The sequence below is a fragment of the Cytobacillus citreus genome (assembly GCF_018343665.1).
Taxonomy (GTDB): Bacteria; Bacillota; Bacilli; order Bacillales; family Cytobacillaceae; genus Cytobacillus; species Cytobacillus citreus.
Genome location: NZ_JAGYPM010000001.1, coordinates 661,352 through 681,652 on the forward strand (window position 1 = coordinate 661,352; position 20,301 = coordinate 681,652).

Below are 20,301 nucleotides of genomic sequence, written 5' to 3' on the forward strand. Positions count from 1 at the left end.
GGATTTTATGACCACATTTTTAATTTTGTTAAGTATTTTTCTAAATATATTAGCATTATTTGCTATTATCATATTATTTCTTCGACAAAATCGGATTTTAGAAGTAGAAAAAAAACAAGAAAAAATGTTTTTAGAAATGGAAGAGGTCATCTCGGCCTATTTAGTACAAATGAAGGAAGACAATGAGGACTTTATTAAAAGGTTAAATAAGATTGATTTACAATCCACGCATTCATCGTTGACCGAAATAAACAAAAGTAATAAAAACGAAGAAATAAATAGCGATCAAAATAGTTTACAAACCAGGATTGGAAAAGCTTCTGTATATAGCGCTGCTAACGCATATAAGCAAAATGCTAAAACCTCTATTTTAAGACATGAACATGAAAATTCCCCTTTGTTAGATCAAACTGTTGAGCTGCCTTCATATGAAATGAACACAAATAAAGAAGTAGGAAAATTGATCAACAATAATAGCAGCAATGATTTCCAAGAGCAATCATTGCTAAGTCAGATTTTTCACTTAAAAGAACAAGGGCATTCTGAAGAATCTATTGCAAAAAAATTAAATAAAGGTAAAACAGAAATAGCATTATTACTTAAATTTAATCAAAAAAATGAGGAATAACTTGATTGCTCAATAGAATTATGCTATATTAACAAATGGTGTTAATACACACGCTTATTGATTTAGTCGGATGGTGCTGAAAATGATCAGTTCCCGATTAGAAATGATTTAAGCGGAGGAAATCAAACCATTAGGAGGAATAAACAATGTCAGTAATCTCAATGAAGCAATTACTTGAAGCTGGTGTACACTTTGGTCACCAAACTCGCCGTTGGAACCCTAAAATGAAAAAATATATTTTCACAGAGCGTAACGGCATCTATATTATCGATCTTCAAAAAACAGTTAAAAAGGTTGAAGAAGCTTATAACTTCGTGAAGGAGCTTGCTGGTAACGGCGGTACAATCCTTTTCGTTGGTACTAAAAAACAAGCTCAAGATTCTGTTAAGGAAGAAGCGATTCGTTCAGGTATGTACTATGTGAACCAACGCTGGTTAGGTGGTACTTTAACAAACTTTGAAACAATCCAAAAGCGTATCGCACGTCTTAAAGACATTGAAAGAATGGAAGAAGATGGTACTTTCGAAGTGCTTCCTAAAAAAGAAGTTGTTCAATTGAAAAAAGAGCAAGAGCGCTTAGAAAAATTCTTAGGCGGAATCAAAGATATGAAGACTCTTCCAGACGCTTTGTTTATCATTGACCCACGCAAAGAGCGTATTGCTGTTGCAGAAGCACATAAATTAAACATTCCAATTGTAGGTATTGTAGATACAAACTGTGATCCGGATGAAATTGATGTTGTAATTCCAGCAAACGATGATGCTATTCGTGCTGTTAAACTATTAACAGGTAAAATGGCTGATGCTATCCTTGAAGCAAAACAAGGTGAAGAAGTAACAACTGCTTAATATTAATAGAAAAGCGGAAGCGCTAAGCTGACCGTTTCTAAAATAATTTTTCTCAATAAAGAAGGTGATAAGAGGAGCATCCTTTATCACCTTTTTTTAAGAATTGGTTTTAAGAAAAAAATAGTATCTTGTTTGTAAGTATATTTAATAGGCAAAAATATAAATACATAATGGATAATAAGGAGGATTTCATAATGGCAATTACTGCTCAAATGGTTAAAGAACTTCGTGAAAAAACTGGCGCTGGTATGATGGATTGTAAAAAGGCACTACAAGAAACAGATGGTGATATGGAAAAAGCTATCGACTTCCTTCGTGAAAAAGGTATCGCTAAGGCTGCTAAAAAGGGAGACCGTATTGCAGCTGAAGGACTAACAACTATTAAGGTTGAAGGAAATGAAGCTGTTATTCTTGAAGTGAACTCTGAAACAGATTTCGTTGCAAAAAACGAAGGTTTCCAAGTTCTTGTTAAAGAATTAGCTGATCATCTACTTGCAAACAAGCCTGCATCTGTAGAAGAAGCTAATGGACAAACAATGGCAAATGGTGCAACTGTCGAAACTCACATCAATTCAGCGATTGCAAAAATCGGAGAAAAGCTTACTCTTCGTCGTTTTGAAATCAAAACAAAAAATGATAGCGATGCTTTTGGTGCATACTTGCATATGGGCGGACGTATTAGCGTGTTAACAGTTCTTGAAGGTACAACTGATGGAGATGCAGCTAAAGATGTATCAATGCATATTGCTGCTCTTAACCCTAAATATGTATCTCGTGACCAAGTTTCACAAGAAGAAGTAGAGCGTGAGCGCCAAGTATTAACACAACAGGCTCTAAATGAAGGCAAGCCTGAAAATATCGTTGCGAAAATGGTTGAAGGCCGTATAAGCAAATATTTTGAAGATGTTTGTGTAAATGATCAAGCATTTGTTAAAAATCCAGATCAAAAAGTTGGCAAATTTGTTGAATCAAAAGGTGGAAAAATTCGCGAGTTTGTTCGCTTTGAAGTTGGAGAAGGTATAGAAAAGCGTGAAGACAATTTCGCTGAAGAAGTTATGAGCCAAGTTAAAAAATAATAACGTATTTGTAATAAAGTGAGAAAAGCTATAACTCCAGGGAACACTTAGTGTTCCCTGTTTTTCAAGGATTAAATTAGATTCAATAGAAGTGTAGCACGAGCATCTAACCCTATCCAAGTTATAACTTAGGGTTTAGCGAGGTGCTTGGGCTTTCTAGATTACATATGGAGGTCTTTATGAGCAACCCAAAATACAAACGCGTAGTCTTAAAATTGAGTGGAGAAGCTTTAGCAGGAGAACAAGGCTTTGGAATAAACCCTGCCGTTATTAAATCAGTAGCATCACAAGTTAAAGATTTAGCTCAATTAGGGGTAGAGGTTGCTGTAGTTGTTGGTGGTGGAAATATTTGGCGCGGAAAAATCGGTGAAGAAATGGGCATGGACAGAGCAAATGCAGATTATATGGGGATGCTCGCCACTGTGATGAACTCTTTAGCTCTTCAAGATAGTCTTGAACAGCTAGGTGTAGAGACTAGAGTGCAAACATCAATAGAAATGAGACAAGTTGCAGAACCATATATTCGAAGAAAGGCGATTCGCCATTTAGAGAAAAAAAGAGTAGTCATTTTTGCTGCTGGTACTGGCAACCCATATTTTTCAACTGATACTACCGCTGCTCTGCGTGCAGCTGAAATTGAAGCTGAAGTTATTTTGATGGCGAAAAACAATGTAGATGGAGTATATTCCGCAGACCCGCGCTTAGATAAAAATGCCAAAAAATATGAAGAACTGTCTTATCTCGATGTATTAAAAGAAGGTTTAGCAGTTATGGATTCAACAGCATCATCTTTATGCATGGATAATAATATTCCGTTAATTGTTTTCTCGATAATGGAACAAGGAAACATTAATCGAGCAGTTATGGGTGAAAAAATTGGAACAATTGTGAGGGGGAAAAAATAATGCCAAAGCAAGTTATTGCTAATACTAAGGAAAGAATGACAAAAGCAATTTCAGCTTATACACGTGAACTAGCTTCAATTCGTGCGGGTAGAGCTAATGCATCTTTACTTGATAGAATTACGGTAGACTATTATGGTGCACCAACACCTGTTAACCAGGTAGCAGGAATTTCTGTTCCAGAAGCACGTCTTCTTGTCATTCAGCCATATGATAAATCAATTCTTGGTGATATTGAAAAAGCAATTCTTAAATCAGATATTGGCTTAACTCCTTCTAATGATGGAAGTATTATCAGACTTTCAATTCCACAGCTGACAGAAGAGCGACGTAAAGAGCTTGTAAAACAAGTAAAAAAAGAATCAGAAGAAGCAAAAATTGCAGTTCGTAACATCCGTCGTGATGCTAATGATGATTTAAAAAAACTTGAGAAAAATGGCGACATCACAGAAGATGATTTGCGTGGATACTCTGAGGATATTCAAAAACTTACTGATGAGCAAATTGCAAAAATCGATTCAATTACAAAAGATAAAGAAAAAGAAGTCCTTGAAGTGTAATTGAGATTATTTGTTATAACTATGTTAACTCGCGCACTACTTTTGATATGAACGATTTATAAATGTGACCCTCTATCATTAGGGGGTTTTTTCAATCTTTAATAGAAATTAAATAAATTTTACTTTAGAATTAATAATTGACTTTAAAGCATATTCTTAATTTCATCTGCCATACATACTCTTTTTATAGAGATAACTTTTATTTTTTTTGGTATGATAATACCATGCGAAAATGAAAAAATTATTTTCTATCAGTAGTTGAAATTTATCATACATGTTAACTATCAGAAGCTTTATTGCTTTTCTTGTCGGAGGTAAGTTAACCTATCTTAAAGGAGCTGTCTTATGTTAAATAAAATGAAACAATGGAGGAATCAAAATAGCTTATCTGATCTTCAAGATAGAATTTTGAAAATTAAAGAGCTCCAAGTTCCTTCCCATATAGCGATTATTATGGATGGCAATGGTAGATGGGCAAGAAAAAGAGCCCTCCCAAGAGTAGCTGGGCATCATGAAGGAATGAAGGTAGTTCGAAAAATTACGAAATTGGCTAATGAACTTGGTATCAAAACTTTAACTCTTTATGCTTTTTCAACAGAGAATTGGAAAAGGCCCAAGATGGAAGTGGATTTTCTAATGAAACTTCCTGAGGAATTTCTTGGAACATTCCTCCCTGAACTGGTAGAGGAAAATGTCCAGGTTCAAATGATTGGGTATAAAGAAATGCTTCCTACTCACACTAGGAATGCAATTGAAAAAGCAATGGAGGATACGAAGGATAATAATGGATTAATTTTGAACTTTGCACTAAATTATGGTAGTAGGGCAGAAATTATCGATGGGGTTAAGCGTTTCTTGAAAGATTGTAATAATGGTATAATGAACGAAAATGAGCTGAATGAAGAAAATTTTTCAAAGTATTTAATGACAAAGGATCTAACTGATCCTGATTTATTAATCCGTACAAGCGGTGAAATTCGATTAAGCAACTTTATGCTTTGGCAGCTAGCATATACTGAATTTTGGTTTACAGATGTACTATGGCCTGATTTTAGTGAAGATCACTTTATTGAAGCAATAGAGGTATTCCAAAATCGCCAAAGACGTTTTGGAGGAGTGTAAAAAAGGTGTTGAAATCCTAGATGAAGCAAAGAATTATTACAGCTATAATATTCGGTGCAATTTTCTTACCCGTAGTTATATATGGGGGAATGTCAGTTATTATTCTCGCTTATTTATTGGGTTCTATTGCACTATATGAAGTATTAAAAATGCGAAAGCTCAGTCTCTTTTCTATACCTGGGCTCATATCATTATTGTTATTATGGGTTATTCTATTGCCTGTACAATTTCAAGATGTACTCGAGACTTTAAGGTTTACGAAAATTGAATTTGTTCTTATTGCGGTACTGCTTTTTTTGACTTATACAGTGGTAACAAAAAATCGATTCAATTTTGATGATGTGGCATTTTCCATACTTGCAACTTTATATGTCGGAATAGGCTTCTATTATTTTATTGAGACACGTGAATCAGGACTAGTTTATATTTTCTATTCACTTTTTATTATTTGGGCAACTGATTCTGGAGCTTATTTTATTGGCCGAGCTATCGGGAAAAAGAAGCTTTGGCCAGAAATAAGTCCAAATAAAACAATTGAAGGTTCAATAGGCGGAGTCGTTTGCGCCATAATTGTGGCCATATTATTTGTTGTATTTTCGGATATTGATGCAACCTTCTTAAAATTATCCATTGCAACAATTGTTCTGTCCGTTTTTGGACAAATTGGGGATTTGGTTGAATCGGCTTTAAAGCGCCATTATGAAGTAAAAGATTCAGGAAATATTTTACCTGGCCATGGCGGGATATTAGATCGTTTTGATAGTTTATTATTCGTATGGCCATTATTACATTTTATTAATTTATTATAAGTCAATAGACAATCAAAAAGCTTATTGTTTTCGTGCATTGCTTTTTTCAGGCAGGAGTTGAGTTTAATGAAGTATATTAGTTTAATGGGCGCAACTGGTTCAATTGGAACCCAGACTCTAGATATAATAAGGGAACATCCTGGCGAATTTCGTCTTATCGCCTTATCGGTTGGCAGAAATATTGATCTAACAAGGAAAATTATCAAGGAATTCAATCCAGATCTGGTATCGACTTTAGAAAGATCAGCGGCAAAAGCTCTTGAAGCAGAATTTCCGGATATCACTTTTACATATGGACAAGAAGGGTTAATAGAAGTAGCAGCTTACCATAAAGCGCAAATTCTCGTTAATGCAGTAAGTGGAAGTGTGGGGCTTACTCCAACTTTGCAAGCAATTAAAGAAAGAAAAACGATAGCCATTGCGAATAAAGAAACGCTTGTGACAGCAGGTCATCTTGTAATGGAAGAAGCGAAGAGGAATGAAGTATCATTACTCCCAGTGGATAGCGAGCATTCCGCTATTTTTCAGGCATTGCAAGGAGAGCAGCATAAGAATATTGAAAAGTTAATTTTGACTGCCTCAGGCGGGAGTTTTCGAGATCGGACTCGTCAAGAGTTAGAAAATGTAACGGTTAAAGAAGCACTTAACCACCCTAATTGGTCTATGGGAGCAAAAATTACAATCGATTCAGCAACAATGATGAATAAAGGTTTAGAAGTTATTGAAGCTCATTGGCTTTTTTCTATGGATTATGACAAAATTGATGTATTATTGCATAAGGAAAGTATTATTCACTCAATGATTGAATTCCATGACAGTAGCATCATTGCTCAGCTAGGTACGCCAGATATGAGAGTACCTATCCAATATGCATTAACCTATCCAGACAGATTGCCACTGCCAACGGCAAATCGTCTGAGCTTATCAGAGATAGGGAATCTTCATTTTCAAAAAATGGACATGAACCGCTTCCGTTGCTTGTGGTTTGCATATGAAGCAGGTAAGGAAGGTGGAACAATGCCTACTGTACTAAACGCTGCCAATGAAGCAGCTGTTGCTGCCTTCTTAGAAGGTAAAACTACTTTCCTGCAAATAGAAGATCTTATAGAGAGAGCATTAAGTATTCACAAAAATATCAAAAATCCTGGATTCACTGAAATACAGGAAGTAGATAAGGAAACGAGAAAATATATTAACTCACTTCTATAAGAAAAGAGGGAGCGCCTTCGGAACAATCAAAGTACTGATCGTTACCTACGATGATTATTCTAAGGAGTTTTCCTTAGTACTTAGGGACGAAACATAAGTCAAACTGGCAAAAAGGTTGTCCTTTAATCTTCTTGTCGGTTTGGCTTATGAGCTCTGACGTTTTGGACGTACTAGAGCCGATGTACGGTAGGACGGTTACGTTCTTAGTAAGCGAGCTCTCTAGACGCATTTCTAGCGGAATCTTCTAACTCAAAAAGATAAAACTTTATCTTTTAAAAAAGGTGGTTAAATATTGAGTACAGTCATAGCCTTCATAATCATATTTGGGGCACTTGTATTTTTTCATGAATTAGGCCATTTTGTATTTGCAAAAAGAGCCGGTATTCTTTGCCGTGAATTTGCGATTGGATTTGGTCCGAAGGTTTTTTCGCATAAAAAAGGAGAAACAGTCTATACGATTAGACTTTTACCAATTGGCGGATTTGTCCGAATGGCTGGAGAAGATCCAGAGGTTGTAGAAATAAAACCAGGATTTAGAGTTGGTTTATTATTTAATGAGAATGAACAAGTAAATAAAATCATCTTGAATCAAAAAGATAAGTATCCAGATGCGCGTGTAATTGAGGTAGAACATGCAGACATTGAGCATGATTTGATTCTAAAAGGATATGTTGAAGGTGAAAATGATGAAAAGCTTCAGTCCTTCTCAATTAGTCCAAGTGCTGTTCTTATTGAGGATGGAACTGAAACATTAATTGCACCATATGATCGACAATTTGCTTCAAAAACACTTGGTCAAAGAGCAATGGCTATTTTTGCTGGACCAATGATGAATTTTATACTTGCGTTTGTTATATTTGTCATAATTGGATTATTACAAGGAATTCCGTCAAATGCTCCTGAGCTTGGGAAATTAACTCCTGATGGTGCTGCTATTGAAGCGGGCTTAAAGCAAGGGGATATCATCCATAGCGTCAATGGGGCAGAAACTTCAAGCTGGTCTGATGTCGTAGAGATCATTCGCAAAAACCCTAATAAAGAGCTCAACTTCATCCTTGAAAGAAATGGAAAAGAAATGTCAATACCAGTTACACCAAAAGTTCAGGAGGTTGAAGGTGAAAAAGGAAAAGTTGAAAAAATAGGAATTATTGGTGTTTATAGTCCTTATGAGAAATCACCCCTTAAAGCAATAACTAATGGGGCAATTGAAACTTATAATTGGACAAAGGAAATTTTTATTATGGTTGGAAAATTGGTGACTGGTCAATTTTCAATCGATGCCTTATCAGGACCAGTTGGTATATATGTGTCAACTGATACCGTTGCAAAATCAGGTATTTTCTATTTAATGAAATGGGCTGGAATATTGAGTCTAAATCTAGGAATAATGAACTTGCTTCCGATACCGGCATTAGATGGCGGGAGACTCATGTTTTTTGCAGTTGAAGCAGTTAGAGGAAAACCAATAGACCGTCATAAAGAGGGTATGGTTCATTTTATCGGCTTTGCATTATTAATGCTATTAATGCTTGTTGTAACTTGGAATGATATTCAAAGATTTTTCCTTTAAAAAAGAAAAATATCAATTAATAATATAAAGGGTCACATTCTCTTTTTAAGATATGAAGCGCCGTTTTTCTCGCTTAATTTATTAATAAGAGAATGACCCTTTATTTTTGGTTTTCGATACATGAATTATATACATAGAGGTGTAAAGATGAAACAAAGTAAGATTTTAATTCCAACAATAAAGGAAAATCCTGCAGACGCAGACATTAAGAGCCATCAATTACTATTAAGAGCAGGATTTATCCGGCAAAATGCAAGCGGGATCTATAGCTATCTGCCACTTGCACATAAAGTTCTGCGTAAAATTGAAGCAATTGTACGTGAAGAAATGGACCTTGCGGGGGGTGTGGAATTGCTAATGCCAGCTATGCAGGCTGCAGAGCTATGGCAAGAGTCAGGACGCTGGTATTCGTATGGTCCTGAGTTGATGAGATTGAAAGATCGCCACTCAAGAGATTTTGCCTTAGGAGCTACCCATGAAGAAGTGATTACAAGCTTAGTGCGTGATGAAATAAAAACATACAAGAAATTACCAATCACACTCTATCAAATCCAAACAAAGTTTCGAGATGAAAAGCGCCCGCGCTTTGGTATATTACGCGGACGCGAATTTATAATGAAAGATGCTTATTCCTTTCATTCTACTCAAAAAAGCCTTGATGATATATATGAAAAAATGTACCAAGCATACATAAATATTTTTTCTCGTTGTGGTTTAAACTTTAGGGCAGTCATAGCTGATTCAGGCGCAATGGGTGGGAAAGATACTCATGAATTTATGGTTTTATCAGAAGTAGGTGAAGATACAATTGCCTATTCCGATTCTTCCAACTATGCTGCAAATATCGAAATGGCTCCAGTCATTACGAAGTATGAAAAAACCAGCGAAAAAATAGAGGAATTAGAAAAGGTTAAAACAGAAAATAAAAAAACGATTGAAGAAGTTTCATCCTTCCTTCATGTTTCTGCAGAGCAATGTATTAAATCTTTACTATTTAAAGTGGATGATAAATATGTATTAGTTTTAGTTCGCGGTGATCATGAAGTTAATGACATAAAATTAAAGAATTTATTTGGAGCAGCAAATGCAGAGCTAGCTAGTGCAGATGAAACGAAGGAAATCCTTGGCTGTACTATAGGATCACTTGGACCAGTAGGAATTTCAAATGTTGATATAGTAGCAGACAATGCAATTGAAAACATAACGAGTGCTGTGTGTGGTGCAAATGAAGAGGATTATCATTATAAGAATGTAAATCCAATTCGAGATTTTCAAGTCAGTCAATATACAGACCTGCGTTTCATTCAAGAAGGAGATCTATCACCTGATGGAAATGGAACAATCCTATTTGCAAAAGGGATTGAAGTGGGGCATGTATTTAAATTAGGAACAAGGTATAGTGAAGCTATGGGAGCAACTTATTTAGATGAAAATGGAAGAAACCAGCCTATGATTATGGGGTGCTACGGAATCGGGGTTTCTCGTACGATGGCCTCAATCGTTGAGCAATATCATGATGAAAACGGAATTGTTTGGCCTGTGAATATTGCTCCGTTTGATCTACATTTAATTGCAGTGAATATGAAGGATGATGATCAGTCAGCGCTTGCAGAGGAGCTTTATTCACGATTAAAAGAAGCAGGCTACGATTTATTAATGGATGATCGTCAGGAAAGACCTGGAGTAAAATTTGCAGATGCTGATCTCATTGGATTGCCAGTTCGCATAACTGTTGGAAAGAAAGCTTCAGAAGGTATAGTTGAAGTAAAGGTACGTAAAACTGGTGAAGTGCAGGAAGTTTATAAAGAACAATTAGCTGATACGATTTCAAATATTTTAACATCCCTTTAAATAATTCGGATTCCTTTTAAGGGATCCTTTTATTTTGGTAAAAAAGGTAAGTTTATAAGTATGTTAAGTAAAATATAAATATTTTACTTAATTATCTGAAAAGGAAAAAGTATACTAGAGAAAGACTTGATAAACCAAAGTTTCCTTATTAAAATTATTTTCCAAAGCAATTATAAAAAAACCATAATTAAGAGTTCATGTTATAATAGTTTTCGTCTGTATATGTGTTTAGATGAATCAAAATATAATATTTATGGATGGGAGAGAGATTGATGGAGGAAGCCCATGCAAAAAAAGAGCGATTCCAACTCTTGCTCCAACAGCTGCAGCTTACGGAGGATACAATCGTGCAGCATTTACAGCAAGCTGAAATCAATAAAGTAGTGATTGAAAAGCGCGCTAAAAAGTGGCATTTCTTTTTCAGTTTTGATCATATTTTGCCATTTGATATTTTTATCTTGTTTACAAAGAAATTAGAGCAATCCTTTTCTCATATAGCAAAGATTGCTTTTTCGATTGAAGTAAGGAATCAATTTTTCAATGATCATTTGATATTAGGATATTGGCAATATTGCATTCAGGAAATGGAAGGAATGGCTCCTCCGCTTATTAAGTTGTTAAATGAGCAAATTCCTGCTGTACAAGGAAACAAGCTTATTATTAATGTGAGAAATGACACTGAAGGCCTCTCTATTAAAAGAAAATATGCTGGAATTATTTCAAGTATTTTTGAGACATTTGGTTTTCCTGCATTAGTAATTGATACGGAAATTTCTACTGAAGCATCAAGTGAAGAGTATCAAAGATTTTTAGAAGCGAAACAAAGGGAGGATCAAGAACGCGGTCTCCAAGCATTGATAGACATGCAAAAGAAAGAAGCGGAATCTGCTTCTGGCGATGCTGCACCTGCTCATGGCCCTCTTCTGATTGGATTAACAATTAAAGATGATGCTGATTACAGAAAGCTGATTGATATAGTTGATGAAGAACGAAGAGTAGCCATTGAAGGATATGTATTTGCAGCCGAAACAAAAGAGCTTCGTAGTGGAAGAACACTTTTAACCTTTAAGATAACGGATTACACAAGTTCAATTCTTGTCAAAATGTTTTCTCGTGATAAGGAAGATGCCGCATTGTTTCAACAAGTTCAAAAAGGAATGTGGCTAAAAGTGCGCGGCAGCATTCAAAACGACACATTTGTCCGTGATCTTGTTATGATTGGAAATGATATTAACGAGATTAAACCAAACACAAGAAAAGATACTGCACCAGAGGATGAAAAAAGAGTAGAACTTCATCTTCACACTCCGATGAGTCAAATGGATGCAGTCACATCTGTAAGCACTCTTATAGGACAGGCGAAGAAATGGGGCCATAAGGCGATAGCTGTTACTGACCATGCAAATGTACAGTCCTTTCCTGAAGCATTTGGTGCAGGAAAGAAGAATGATATAAAAATATTATACGGTGTTGAAGTAAATTTAGTAGATGATGGTGTCCCAATCGCATATAACAGTTCTCATCGAAAGTTAACGGATGATACTTATGTCGTTTTTGACGTCGAGACAACCGGTTTATCTGCTGTCTATGATACGATCATTGAGCTTGCTGCGGTAAAAATTCAAAACGGAGAGATAATTGATCGTTTTGAATCATTTGCTAATCCGCACCATCCCCTCTCAGCAACAACCATAAACTTAACCGGAATTACGGATGATCTTGTGGAAAATGCACCAGAGGTAGATGAAGTATTAAAAAAGTTTTATAACTGGACGAATGATGCAATCCTAGTTGCTCATAACGCTTCTTTCGATATGGGTTTTTTAAATGTTGGTTACAAAAAAATCGGCCTTGGAAAGGCAGAAAATCCAGTCATCGATACATTAGAGCTAGCTAGATTCCTATATCCAAACATGAAAAATCATCGATTAAATACATTGGCGAAGAAATTTGATGTTGAACTAACACAGCATCATAGAGCCATATATGACGCCGAAGCAACAGGCTATCTCTTACTAAAAATGCTTAAGGATTCAGCCGAGAAAGAAATTGAATATCACGATCAATTCAATGATCATATGGGGGAAGGAAATGCTTATCAAAGAGCAAGGCCATCACATTGCACATTGCTTGCTCAAACTGAAGTTGGCTTAAAAAATCTTTTTAAACTTGTGTCCATTTCCCATATGAATTATTTTTATCGTGTCCCGCGTATACCTAGATCTCAGCTTCAAAAACATCGTGAAGGAATCCTAGTAGGCTCAGGTTGTGATAAAGGTGAAGTATTTGAGGGAATGATGCAAAAGTCGCCAGAAGAAGTTGAAGAAATTGCCGCATTTTATGACTATTTGGAGGTTCATCCCAAAGAGGTTTATGCACATTTAATTGAACTTGAGCTAGTAAAAAATGAGAAGGCGCTTGAGGAAATCATTAGTAATATTGTAAAACTTGGTGAAAAGCTGGAGCTGCCGGTTGCTGCGACTGGAAATGTTCATTATTTAGAGCCTAATGATAAAGTTTATCGGCAAATTCTTATAAGCTCTCAAGGTGGAGCGAACCCGTTAAATCGACATCGGCTTCCAGATGTTCATTTCCGTACAACTAATGAAATGCTTGAATTATTTTCATTCCTAGGAAAAGATAAGGCAAAACAAATTGTTGTAGAGAATACGAATAAAATTGCTGAAATGATAGATGTAATTAAGCCAATTAAAGACGATCTCTATACGCCGAAAATTGAAGGCGCAGATGATGAAATGCGCAATATGAGCTATTCAATGGCAAGACGAATTTATGGAGATAACCTGCCAGAAATTGTTGAAGCTCGTCTGGAAAAAGAATTAAAAAGTATCATCGGGCATGGATTTGCCGTTATCTATCTTATATCTCATAAACTTGTAAAAAAATCATTAGATGATGGCTATCTTGTAGGTTCTCGGGGCTCAGTTGGTTCGTCCTTAGTTGCAACCATGACGGAAATCACAGAAGTAAACCCTCTTCCTCCGCATTATGTTTGCCCAGACTGCAAGCATTCTGAATTCTTTAATGATGGCTCAGTTGGCTCGGGTTTTGACCTCCCTGACAAAGATTGTCCTAGGTGCGGAGCTAAATATAAAAAAGATGGACAAGATATTCCCTTTGAGACCTTTTTGGGGTTCAAGGGAGATAAAGTGCCTGATATTGATTTGAACTTCTCTGGTGAATATCAGCCTCGTGCCCATAATTATACGAAAGTGTTATTCGGAGAAGATTATGTATACCGTGCAGGTACAATTGGTACTGTTGCGGATAAAACAGCATTCGGTTATGTGAAAGCCTATCAACAAGATAATAATCTTCAATTAAGAGGTGCCGAAGTTGAGCGGCTTGCCTCAGGCTGTACCGGAGTTAAAAGGACCACAGGACAGCATCCTGGAGGAATAATCGTTGTGCCTGATTATATGGATATTTATGATTTCTCACCAATTCAATTTCCAGCAGACGATAAAAATTCAGAATGGAAGACGACCCATTTTGATTTCCATTCCATCCATGATAACCTATTAAAGCTCGATATTCTTGGCCATGATGATCCGACTGTTATACGTATGCTTCAAGATTTAAGCGGGATTGATCCAAAAACAATACCTACAGATGATCCGGAAGTAATGAAAATATTTAGCGGTACAGAATCTCTTGGTGTATCGGAAGAGCAAATTATGTGTAAAACAGGAACACTTGGTATTCCAGAGTTTGGAACAAGATTTGTAAGGCAAATGTTAGAAGATACGAAGCCGACAACTTTTTCAGAACTCGTTCAAATATCAGGATTGTCCCATGGAACAGATGTATGGCTTGGAAATGCTCAAGAGCTCATTCACAATAAAATATGTACATTAAGTGAAGTAATCGGGTGTCGTGATGATATAATGGTCTATTTAATCTACCAAGGGCTGGAACCTGCATTCGCTTTTAAAATTATGGAATCAGTCCGTAAGGGTAAAGGATTAACAGACGAGATGGAAGAAGAAATGAGAAAAAATAGTGTTCCAGAATGGTATATTGATTCTTGTAAAAAAATCAAATATATGTTCCCTAAAGCGCACGCTTCTGCCTATGTGTTGATGGCGGTAAGGATTGCATATTTTAAAGTTCATCATCCTCTCTTGTATTACGCAGCATATTTCTCTGTTCGCGCTGAGGATTTCGATATTGGTGCAATGGTAAGAGGGTCTCAATCCATTCGTTCAGTTATAGAAGAAATAAATGCAAAGGGTTTAGATGCTTCTACAAAGGAAAAAAATCTTTTAACCGTGATGGAGCTTGCACTTGAAATGATAGAACGTGGCTTTAGCTTTAAGAAGGTAGATTTATATCGCTCTAGCGCCAACGAGTTTATCATTGATGGAAAATCACTTATTCCTCCTTTTAATTCAATTCCTGGTCTTGGAACGAACGCTGCTTTAAATATAGTTAAAGCTAGGGAAGAAGGAGAGTTTTTGTCCAAAGAAGATCTTCAGCAAAGAGGAAAATTATCTAAGACAATCATTGAGTATTTGGATAATCATGGATGCTTAGAATCACTTCCTGAACAAAACCAGCTTTCTCTTTTTTAGGAATGACGTGCTAAAGAGAAATTGAAATATTGGTTAACTATCTGCTAAGAAACTCGCATAAGAGAATCTAACATTCGTTTGAAGGACTTGCTGTACGCCAAGACTTTTCAATTTGGGTTCTTATAAATAAACTATCTAAGCATTCCGAAATCCATGTATTGGAAGCTTTTCCATTTGCATTAAAAATATGGTTATGGTATAGTTTTAGTGGAAATACTAACGATAACTCTCGAAAAGAAGAGTGGGGCAACCCACTCTTTCGTGTTGTGTACGCTAAATTTTCAATCATACAATTAATTTACAATTTTACCCGTCTAATCGAACTTAAGTAGGAAGCTAAAGGAGGGATATTATGAGCAAAGTGACTGAAACAGTAGAAAAATTAGTCACTCCAATTTTAGATGAGCTTAAATTAGAATTAGTTGACATTGAATATGTAAAGGAAGGAAAAGATTGGTTTCTTCGCGTATTCATCGATAAGGAAACAGGTGTTGATATTGAGGAGTGTGGGCAAGTCAGTGAGAAATTAAGTGACAAGCTTGATGAGGCTGATCCGATTCCTTACAATTATTTCTTAGAAGTTTCATCGCCTGGAGCTGAACGCCCTCTTAAAAATGGTAAGGATTTTGAAAAGGCATTAGGTAAAAATGTTTTTATTAAAACATATGAGCCAATTGACGGTGTAAAAACCTTCGAAGGGATATTAACAAAGTTTGATGGCCAAACTGCCACAGTTGAAATCAAAATAAAAACGAGAAAGAAAAGTATTGATATTCCTTATGAAAAAGTGGCTAATGCACGTTTAGCAGTGGTTTTTTCATAAATATGATAATTAGTATTTTATAAAGATATTGGCGCTTTGCGCTTTTCTATTAAAGGGGGATTAGTATCTCATGAGCAGCGAATTGTTGGATGCTCTAGTTTTGTTGGAAAAAGAAAAAGGTATTTCAAGAGATGTCATAATTGATGCGATAGAGGCAGCGTTGGTTTCCGCATACCGCAGGAATTTTAATCAAGCTCAAAATGTTCGCATTGATTTGAATCTTGGAAGCGGTACAATGAGAGTTTTTGCACGAAAAGAAGTGGTGGATGAAGTATTTGATACTAGACTGGAAATTTCAGTTGAAGATGCACAAAGAATGAATCCGAACTATCAAATTGAAGACATTGTGGAATTAGAAGTTACACCTAAGGATTTTGGACGTATTGCAGCACAAACTGCAAAACAGGTCGTAACACAACGCGTCCGAGAAGCAGAAAGAGGAATTATTTATTCTGAATTTATCGACCGTGAAGAAGACATTATGACAGGGATAGTACAGCGTCAGGATTCCAAGTTCATCTATGTCAGTCTTGGAAAGATTGAAGCCATTCTACCTGCTAATGAACAAATGCCGAACGAGCAGTATAAACCTCATGACAGGATTAAAGTTTTTATTACAAAGGTTGAGAAAACAACAAAAGGACCACAAATTTTTGTTTCAAGAACTCACCCTGGCCTACTAAAAAGATTATTTGAAATCGAAGTTCCAGAAATATACGATGGTACAGTAGAAATTAAATCGGTTGCTCGTGAAGCGGGAGATCGTTCGAAAATTTCCGTTCATTCTGATAATGAAGAAGTCGATCCGGTAGGTTCATGTGTTGGACCTAAAGGAACTCGTGTTCAAGCAGTCGTGAATGAATTGAAAGGTGAAAAGATCGATATTGTAAAATGGTCTCCAGACCCAATTATTTTCGTTGCCAATGCTTTAAGTCCCTCTAAGGTTCTTGATGTCATTGTGAATGAAAATGATAAAGCTACTACAGTTGTTGTTCCTGATTATCAGCTTTCCTTGGCAATCGGAAAGCGTGGGCAAAACGCAAGATTAGCAGCTAAATTAACCGGTTGGAAAATTGACATAAAATCGGAGTCAGAAGCTCGTGAAATCGGAATGTATCCACGTGAGGAAACATTGTTGAATTTTGAAAATAATGAGCTTGAAGATGAAGATCAACTTGATTTGCAAGATGATATGGATTAATAGAGGTGAATGATCGTGAACAATCGTAAAAAAGTTCCAATGCGTAAATGTGTTGCAACCGGTGAAATGAGACCGAAAAAAGAACTCGTTCGCATCGTTCGCTCTAAGGAAGGGGAAGTGTCGGTTGACCTAACAGGAAAAAAATCTGGTCGAGGCGCATACCTTTCTAAAGAAAAGGAAGCAGTAATGCTAGCAAAAAAGAAAAATATTTTAGCCAACCATTTAGATGTTTCAATAGATGATTCTATTTATGAAGAGCTAATTGAGCTCATAGAGAAGGAGAAACGACAATCCAAATGAACGATAATCAATGGATGTCATTGCTTGGCTTAGCGAATCGGGCACGAAAAATTACTTCGGGTGAAGAGCTAACTATCAAAGAAATAAGAAACGGTAAAGCGAAGCTCATATTGTTATCAGCGGACGCTTCTGTTAACACGACAAAAAAAGTGACAAATAAATGTAAATCCTATGAAGTTCCTTATAAGCTTGTTGAAAATCGAGAATTGCTTGGTCATGCTATAGGAAAAGATGCTCGGGTTGTTGTGGCTGTTTTAGATGATGGATTTGCAAAAAAACTGAAGTCGTTGCTCGATTAATTCCAGCGGGGGTGAAAGTGTGAGTAAAATACGCGTTTACGAATATGCAAAGAAACATAATGTATCTAGTAAAGACGTTATTATAAAATTAAAAGACATGAATATAGAGGTTTCCAATCATATGACAACAATAGAAGCATCGGCCATACAAAAATTAGACAGTCTTTACGGGAAGAAAGATGAAAAGCAACCTCAAAAACAAAATAAGCAGCCTGTTCAGAACCAACAAAGTTCTAAACAAGCTCAAATAAAACCAAAAGCCCATTCATCTTCTGATAATGTGGATTCTGCTATAGTTAATAATAAAATGAATAAACCTTCTAACAAACAAGGTGAAGGTAAAAAACAAAATCAAGAAAACAAGACTTTTAATAAAAATAAGAACAATAAGAACAATAAGAACAAAAATAATAATAAAGGGAGAATCCAGCAAACTCAGGCTGCACAAGCTCCTAAAAAAGTGAAAGAACTACCAGCAAAAATTACTTTCAGCGAATCCTTAACTGTTGCGGAGCTTGCTAAAAAGATACAACGTGAACCTTCAGAGATTATTAAAAAGTTATTTATGCTTGGAGTTATGGCAACGATCAATCAAGAACTTGACAAAGATGCGATTGAATTAATTGCAAGTGACTATGGTGTAGAAGTTGAAGAAGAAGTTCATATTGACGTAACCGATTTAGAAGTATATTTCACTGAAGACAGTGATGCGGAATTAGTAGAACGTCCTGCTGTAGTTACGATAATGGGTCACGTTGACCATGGAAAAACAACAACATTGGACTCTATTCGAAACACAAAGGTAACTGCTGGTGAAGCAGGCGGAATTACACAGCATATCGGGGCATATCAAGTAGAAGAAAATGGTAAAAAAATTACATTTTTAGACACTCCAGGACATGCTGCGTTTACGACAATGCGTGCCCGCGGTGCACAAGTAACCGACATTACAATCTTGGTAGTTGCAGCAGATGACGGTGTAATGCCGCAAACAGTAGAAGCAATTAATCATGCAAAAGCAGCTGAAGTACCAATTATCGTCGCAGTTAATAAAATGGATAAAGAAGCTGCAAATCCTGACCGAGTTATGCAAGAATTAACAGAATACGGTTTAGTTCCTGAGGCTTGGGGCGGGGATACTATTTTTGTACCAATTTCTGCGCTAAAAGGGGAGGGTATTGACAATCTACTTGAAATGATCCTTCTGGTTAGTGAAGTAGAGGAATATAAAGCAAACCCTAACCGCAATGCTGTAGGAACGGTAATCGAAGCACAGTTAGATAAGGGCCGTGGTTCGGTGGCAACTTTATTAGTTCAGAATGGAACTTTAAAAGTAGGTGACCCAATCGTTGTTGGGAACACTTATGGACGTGTACGAGCAATGGTTAATGATCTTGGTCGCCGAGTTAAACATGCTGGACCATCAACACCAGTCGAAATTACAGGATTAAATGATGTCCCTCAGGCAGGAGATCGTTTCGCTGTATTGCCTGATGAGAAAACAGCTCGTCAAATTGGAGAGGCTCGTGCTCAGCAAGCATTACAAGCACAGCGCAATGAAAAAAAACGTGTTAGCTTGGATAACTTGTTTGAACATATGAAACAAGGTGAAATGAAAGATCTTAATATTGTTGTAAAGGCAGATGTTCAAGGATCTGCAGAAGCACTTACAACAGCATTGCAAAAAATTGATGTTGAAGGTGTAAATGTAAGAATTCTTCATACAGGTGCTGGGGCTATCAATGAATCTGATATAACACTTGCGTCAGCGTTTAATGCAATTGTTATTGGATTTAATGTCCGCCCTGATAATAATGCTAAGCGTGCGGCTGACGCGGAAGGCGTTGAAATTCGTCTTCATAGAATCATTTATAAAGTTATTGAAGAGATAGAATTAGCGATGAAAGGAATGCTTGATCCAGAATTTGAAGAAAAGATTATTGGTCAGGCAGAGGTTCGTCAAACTTTTAAAGTATCTAAAGTAGGAACAATTGCTGGTTCATATGTGACGGATGGAAAAATTACACGTGACAGCGGAGTCCGTCTAATCCGTGATGGTATTGTAATCTTTGAAGGAGAAATTGATGCATTGAAACGCTTCAAAGATGATGCTAAGGAAGTGAGTCAAGGATATGAATGTGGTGTCACGATTAAAAACTTCAATGACGTTAAAGAAGGAGACGTTATTGAGGCATATATTATGCAAGAAATTGAGCGCAAATGATTATTGGCTTAGCAGCTTGTGAATGCATTATTTATGACACAAATTCTTTAAAAGAAAAACGGGCTGTATTGCAAAGAATATTGTCTCGTCTGAAGCAAAGATATAATGTATCTGTCGCAGAGGTAGATTTTCAAGATTTATGGCAGCGTACGAAAATAGCCATCATTGCAGTATCTGCCTCCAAAGTTTCAACAGAGCATGAATTACAAAATGCCCTAAAATTAATTGATTCGTTTCCAGAAATTGAACGAACTATTACCGATATTGAGTGGCTTTAAGAAAAG

At 36.3% G+C, this 20,301-nt stretch carries 17 protein-coding genes; all 17 read left to right on the forward strand.

The window, feature by feature from the left end; all coding sequences use genetic code 11:
- The first annotated feature begins 7 nt into the window (after positions 1-7).
- The 17 genes from KHA94_RS03360 to KHA94_RS03440 all read left to right on the forward strand — a co-directional run bounded on the left by KHA94_RS03360 (position 8) and on the right by KHA94_RS03440 (position 20,295).
- Positions 8-628, forward strand: a complete 621-nt coding sequence (locus KHA94_RS03360) for a hypothetical protein (RefSeq protein WP_213100718.1) — start codon at positions 8-10, stop codon at positions 626-628.
- Between the two features lie 146 nt (positions 629-774).
- On the forward strand, positions 775-1,476 hold the full coding sequence (gene rpsB / locus KHA94_RS03365; RefSeq protein ID WP_213100719.1) for a 30S ribosomal protein S2: 702 nt from the start codon (positions 775-777) through the stop codon (positions 1,474-1,476).
- Positions 1,477-1,670: 194 nt separating this feature from the next.
- A complete protein-coding gene (gene tsf, locus KHA94_RS03370) occupies positions 1,671-2,552 on the forward strand; it encodes a translation elongation factor Ts (RefSeq protein WP_213100720.1) in 882 nt (293 codons plus the stop codon).
- A gap of 179 nt (positions 2,553-2,731) precedes the next feature.
- Positions 2,732-3,457: a UMP kinase gene (gene pyrH, locus KHA94_RS03375; protein WP_213100721.1), complete on the forward strand. Its 726-nt coding sequence runs from the start codon at positions 2,732-2,734 to the stop codon at positions 3,455-3,457.
- The gene (frr, locus tag KHA94_RS03380) at positions 3,457-4,014 is read left to right on the forward strand and encodes a ribosome recycling factor (protein ID WP_213100722.1); all 558 of its coding nucleotides are present in this window, start codon (positions 3,457-3,459) and stop codon (positions 4,012-4,014) included. The genes pyrH and frr overlap by 1 nt, the downstream gene beginning before the upstream one ends.
- A 345-nt stretch (positions 4,015-4,359) precedes the next feature.
- Entirely contained in the window at positions 4,360-5,136 is a 777-nt protein-coding gene (locus tag KHA94_RS03385) for an isoprenyl transferase (protein ID WP_213100723.1), read from the forward strand.
- A gap of 20 nt (positions 5,137-5,156) precedes the next feature.
- Entirely contained in the window at positions 5,157-5,945 is a 789-nt protein-coding gene (locus tag KHA94_RS03390) for a phosphatidate cytidylyltransferase (protein WP_213100724.1), read from the forward strand.
- 66 nt (positions 5,946-6,011) lie between these two features.
- Entirely contained in the window at positions 6,012-7,154 is a 1,143-nt protein-coding gene (locus KHA94_RS03395) for a 1-deoxy-D-xylulose-5-phosphate reductoisomerase (protein ID WP_213100725.1), read from the forward strand.
- A 292-nt stretch (positions 7,155-7,446) separates the two neighbouring features.
- Positions 7,447-8,724 carry an RIP metalloprotease RseP gene (rseP, locus tag KHA94_RS03400; RefSeq protein WP_213100726.1) on the forward strand — a complete coding sequence of 426 codons (1,278 nt, stop codon included), beginning with the start codon at positions 7,447-7,449 and terminating at the stop codon, positions 8,722-8,724.
- A 147-nt stretch (positions 8,725-8,871) separates the two neighbouring features.
- Positions 8,872-10,575, forward strand: coding sequence for a proline--tRNA ligase (locus tag KHA94_RS03405; protein ID WP_213100727.1), 1,704 nt, complete (start codon positions 8,872-8,874; stop codon positions 10,573-10,575).
- Between the two features lie 272 nt (positions 10,576-10,847).
- Entirely contained in the window at positions 10,848-15,170 is a 4,323-nt protein-coding gene (locus KHA94_RS03410) for a PolC-type DNA polymerase III (protein WP_213100728.1), read from the forward strand.
- 349 nt (positions 15,171-15,519) lie between these two features.
- Positions 15,520-15,993: a ribosome maturation factor RimP gene (gene rimP, locus KHA94_RS03415; RefSeq protein ID WP_213101276.1), complete on the forward strand. Its 474-nt coding sequence runs from the start codon at positions 15,520-15,522 to the stop codon at positions 15,991-15,993.
- Between the two features lie 70 nt (positions 15,994-16,063).
- On the forward strand, positions 16,064-17,194 hold the full coding sequence (gene nusA, locus KHA94_RS03420) for a transcription termination factor NusA (protein ID WP_213100729.1): 1,131 nt from the start codon (positions 16,064-16,066) through the stop codon (positions 17,192-17,194).
- A 15-nt stretch (positions 17,195-17,209) separates the two neighbouring features.
- Complete coding sequence (gene rnpM, locus KHA94_RS03425; RefSeq protein ID WP_213100730.1) at positions 17,210-17,494, forward strand: RNase P modulator RnpM; 285 nt, start codon at positions 17,210-17,212, stop codon at positions 17,492-17,494.
- On the forward strand, positions 17,491-17,793 hold the full coding sequence (locus KHA94_RS03430) for a YlxQ family RNA-binding protein (protein WP_213100731.1): 303 nt from the start codon (positions 17,491-17,493) through the stop codon (positions 17,791-17,793). Before rnpM ends, KHA94_RS03430 begins: the two co-directional genes overlap by 4 nt.
- A 19-nt stretch (positions 17,794-17,812) precedes the next feature.
- A complete protein-coding gene (infB, locus tag KHA94_RS03435; protein WP_213100732.1) occupies positions 17,813-20,017 on the forward strand; it encodes a translation initiation factor IF-2 in 2,205 nt (734 codons plus the stop codon).
- A complete protein-coding gene (locus KHA94_RS03440; protein WP_082625184.1) occupies positions 20,014-20,295 on the forward strand; it encodes a DUF503 domain-containing protein in 282 nt (93 codons plus the stop codon). The genes infB and KHA94_RS03440 overlap by 4 nt, the downstream gene beginning before the upstream one ends.
- Positions 20,296-20,301: the final 6 nt, after the last annotated feature.

Excerpts from the sequence above, each read along its gene's own strand:
- KHA94_RS03360 (WP_213100718.1), top strand. The coding sequence starts at position 8 with ATGACCACATTTTTAATTTTGTTAAGTATTTTTCTAAATATATTAGCA.
- rpsB (WP_213100719.1), top strand. The coding sequence starts at position 775 with ATGTCAGTAATCTCAATGAAGCAATTACTTGAAGCTGGTGTACACTTT.
- tsf (WP_213100720.1), top strand. The coding sequence starts at position 1,671 with ATGGCAATTACTGCTCAAATGGTTAAAGAACTTCGTGAAAAAACTGGC.
- pyrH (WP_213100721.1), top strand. The coding sequence starts at position 2,732 with ATGAGCAACCCAAAATACAAACGCGTAGTCTTAAAATTGAGTGGAGAA.
- frr (WP_213100722.1), top strand. The coding sequence starts at position 3,457 with ATGCCAAAGCAAGTTATTGCTAATACTAAGGAAAGAATGACAAAAGCA.
- KHA94_RS03385 (WP_213100723.1), top strand. The coding sequence starts at position 4,360 with ATGTTAAATAAAATGAAACAATGGAGGAATCAAAATAGCTTATCTGAT.
- KHA94_RS03390 (WP_213100724.1), top strand. The coding sequence starts at position 5,157 with ATGAAGCAAAGAATTATTACAGCTATAATATTCGGTGCAATTTTCTTA.
- KHA94_RS03395 (WP_213100725.1), top strand. The coding sequence starts at position 6,012 with ATGAAGTATATTAGTTTAATGGGCGCAACTGGTTCAATTGGAACCCAG.
- KHA94_RS03405 (WP_213100727.1), top strand. The coding sequence starts at position 8,872 with ATGAAACAAAGTAAGATTTTAATTCCAACAATAAAGGAAAATCCTGCA.
- KHA94_RS03410 (WP_213100728.1), top strand. The coding sequence starts at position 10,848 with ATGGAGGAAGCCCATGCAAAAAAAGAGCGATTCCAACTCTTGCTCCAA.
- nusA (WP_213100729.1), top strand. The coding sequence starts at position 16,064 with ATGAGCAGCGAATTGTTGGATGCTCTAGTTTTGTTGGAAAAAGAAAAA.
- KHA94_RS03430 (WP_213100731.1), top strand. The coding sequence starts at position 17,491 with ATGAACGATAATCAATGGATGTCATTGCTTGGCTTAGCGAATCGGGCA.
- KHA94_RS03440 (WP_082625184.1), top strand. The coding sequence starts at position 20,014 with ATGATTATTGGCTTAGCAGCTTGTGAATGCATTATTTATGACACAAAT.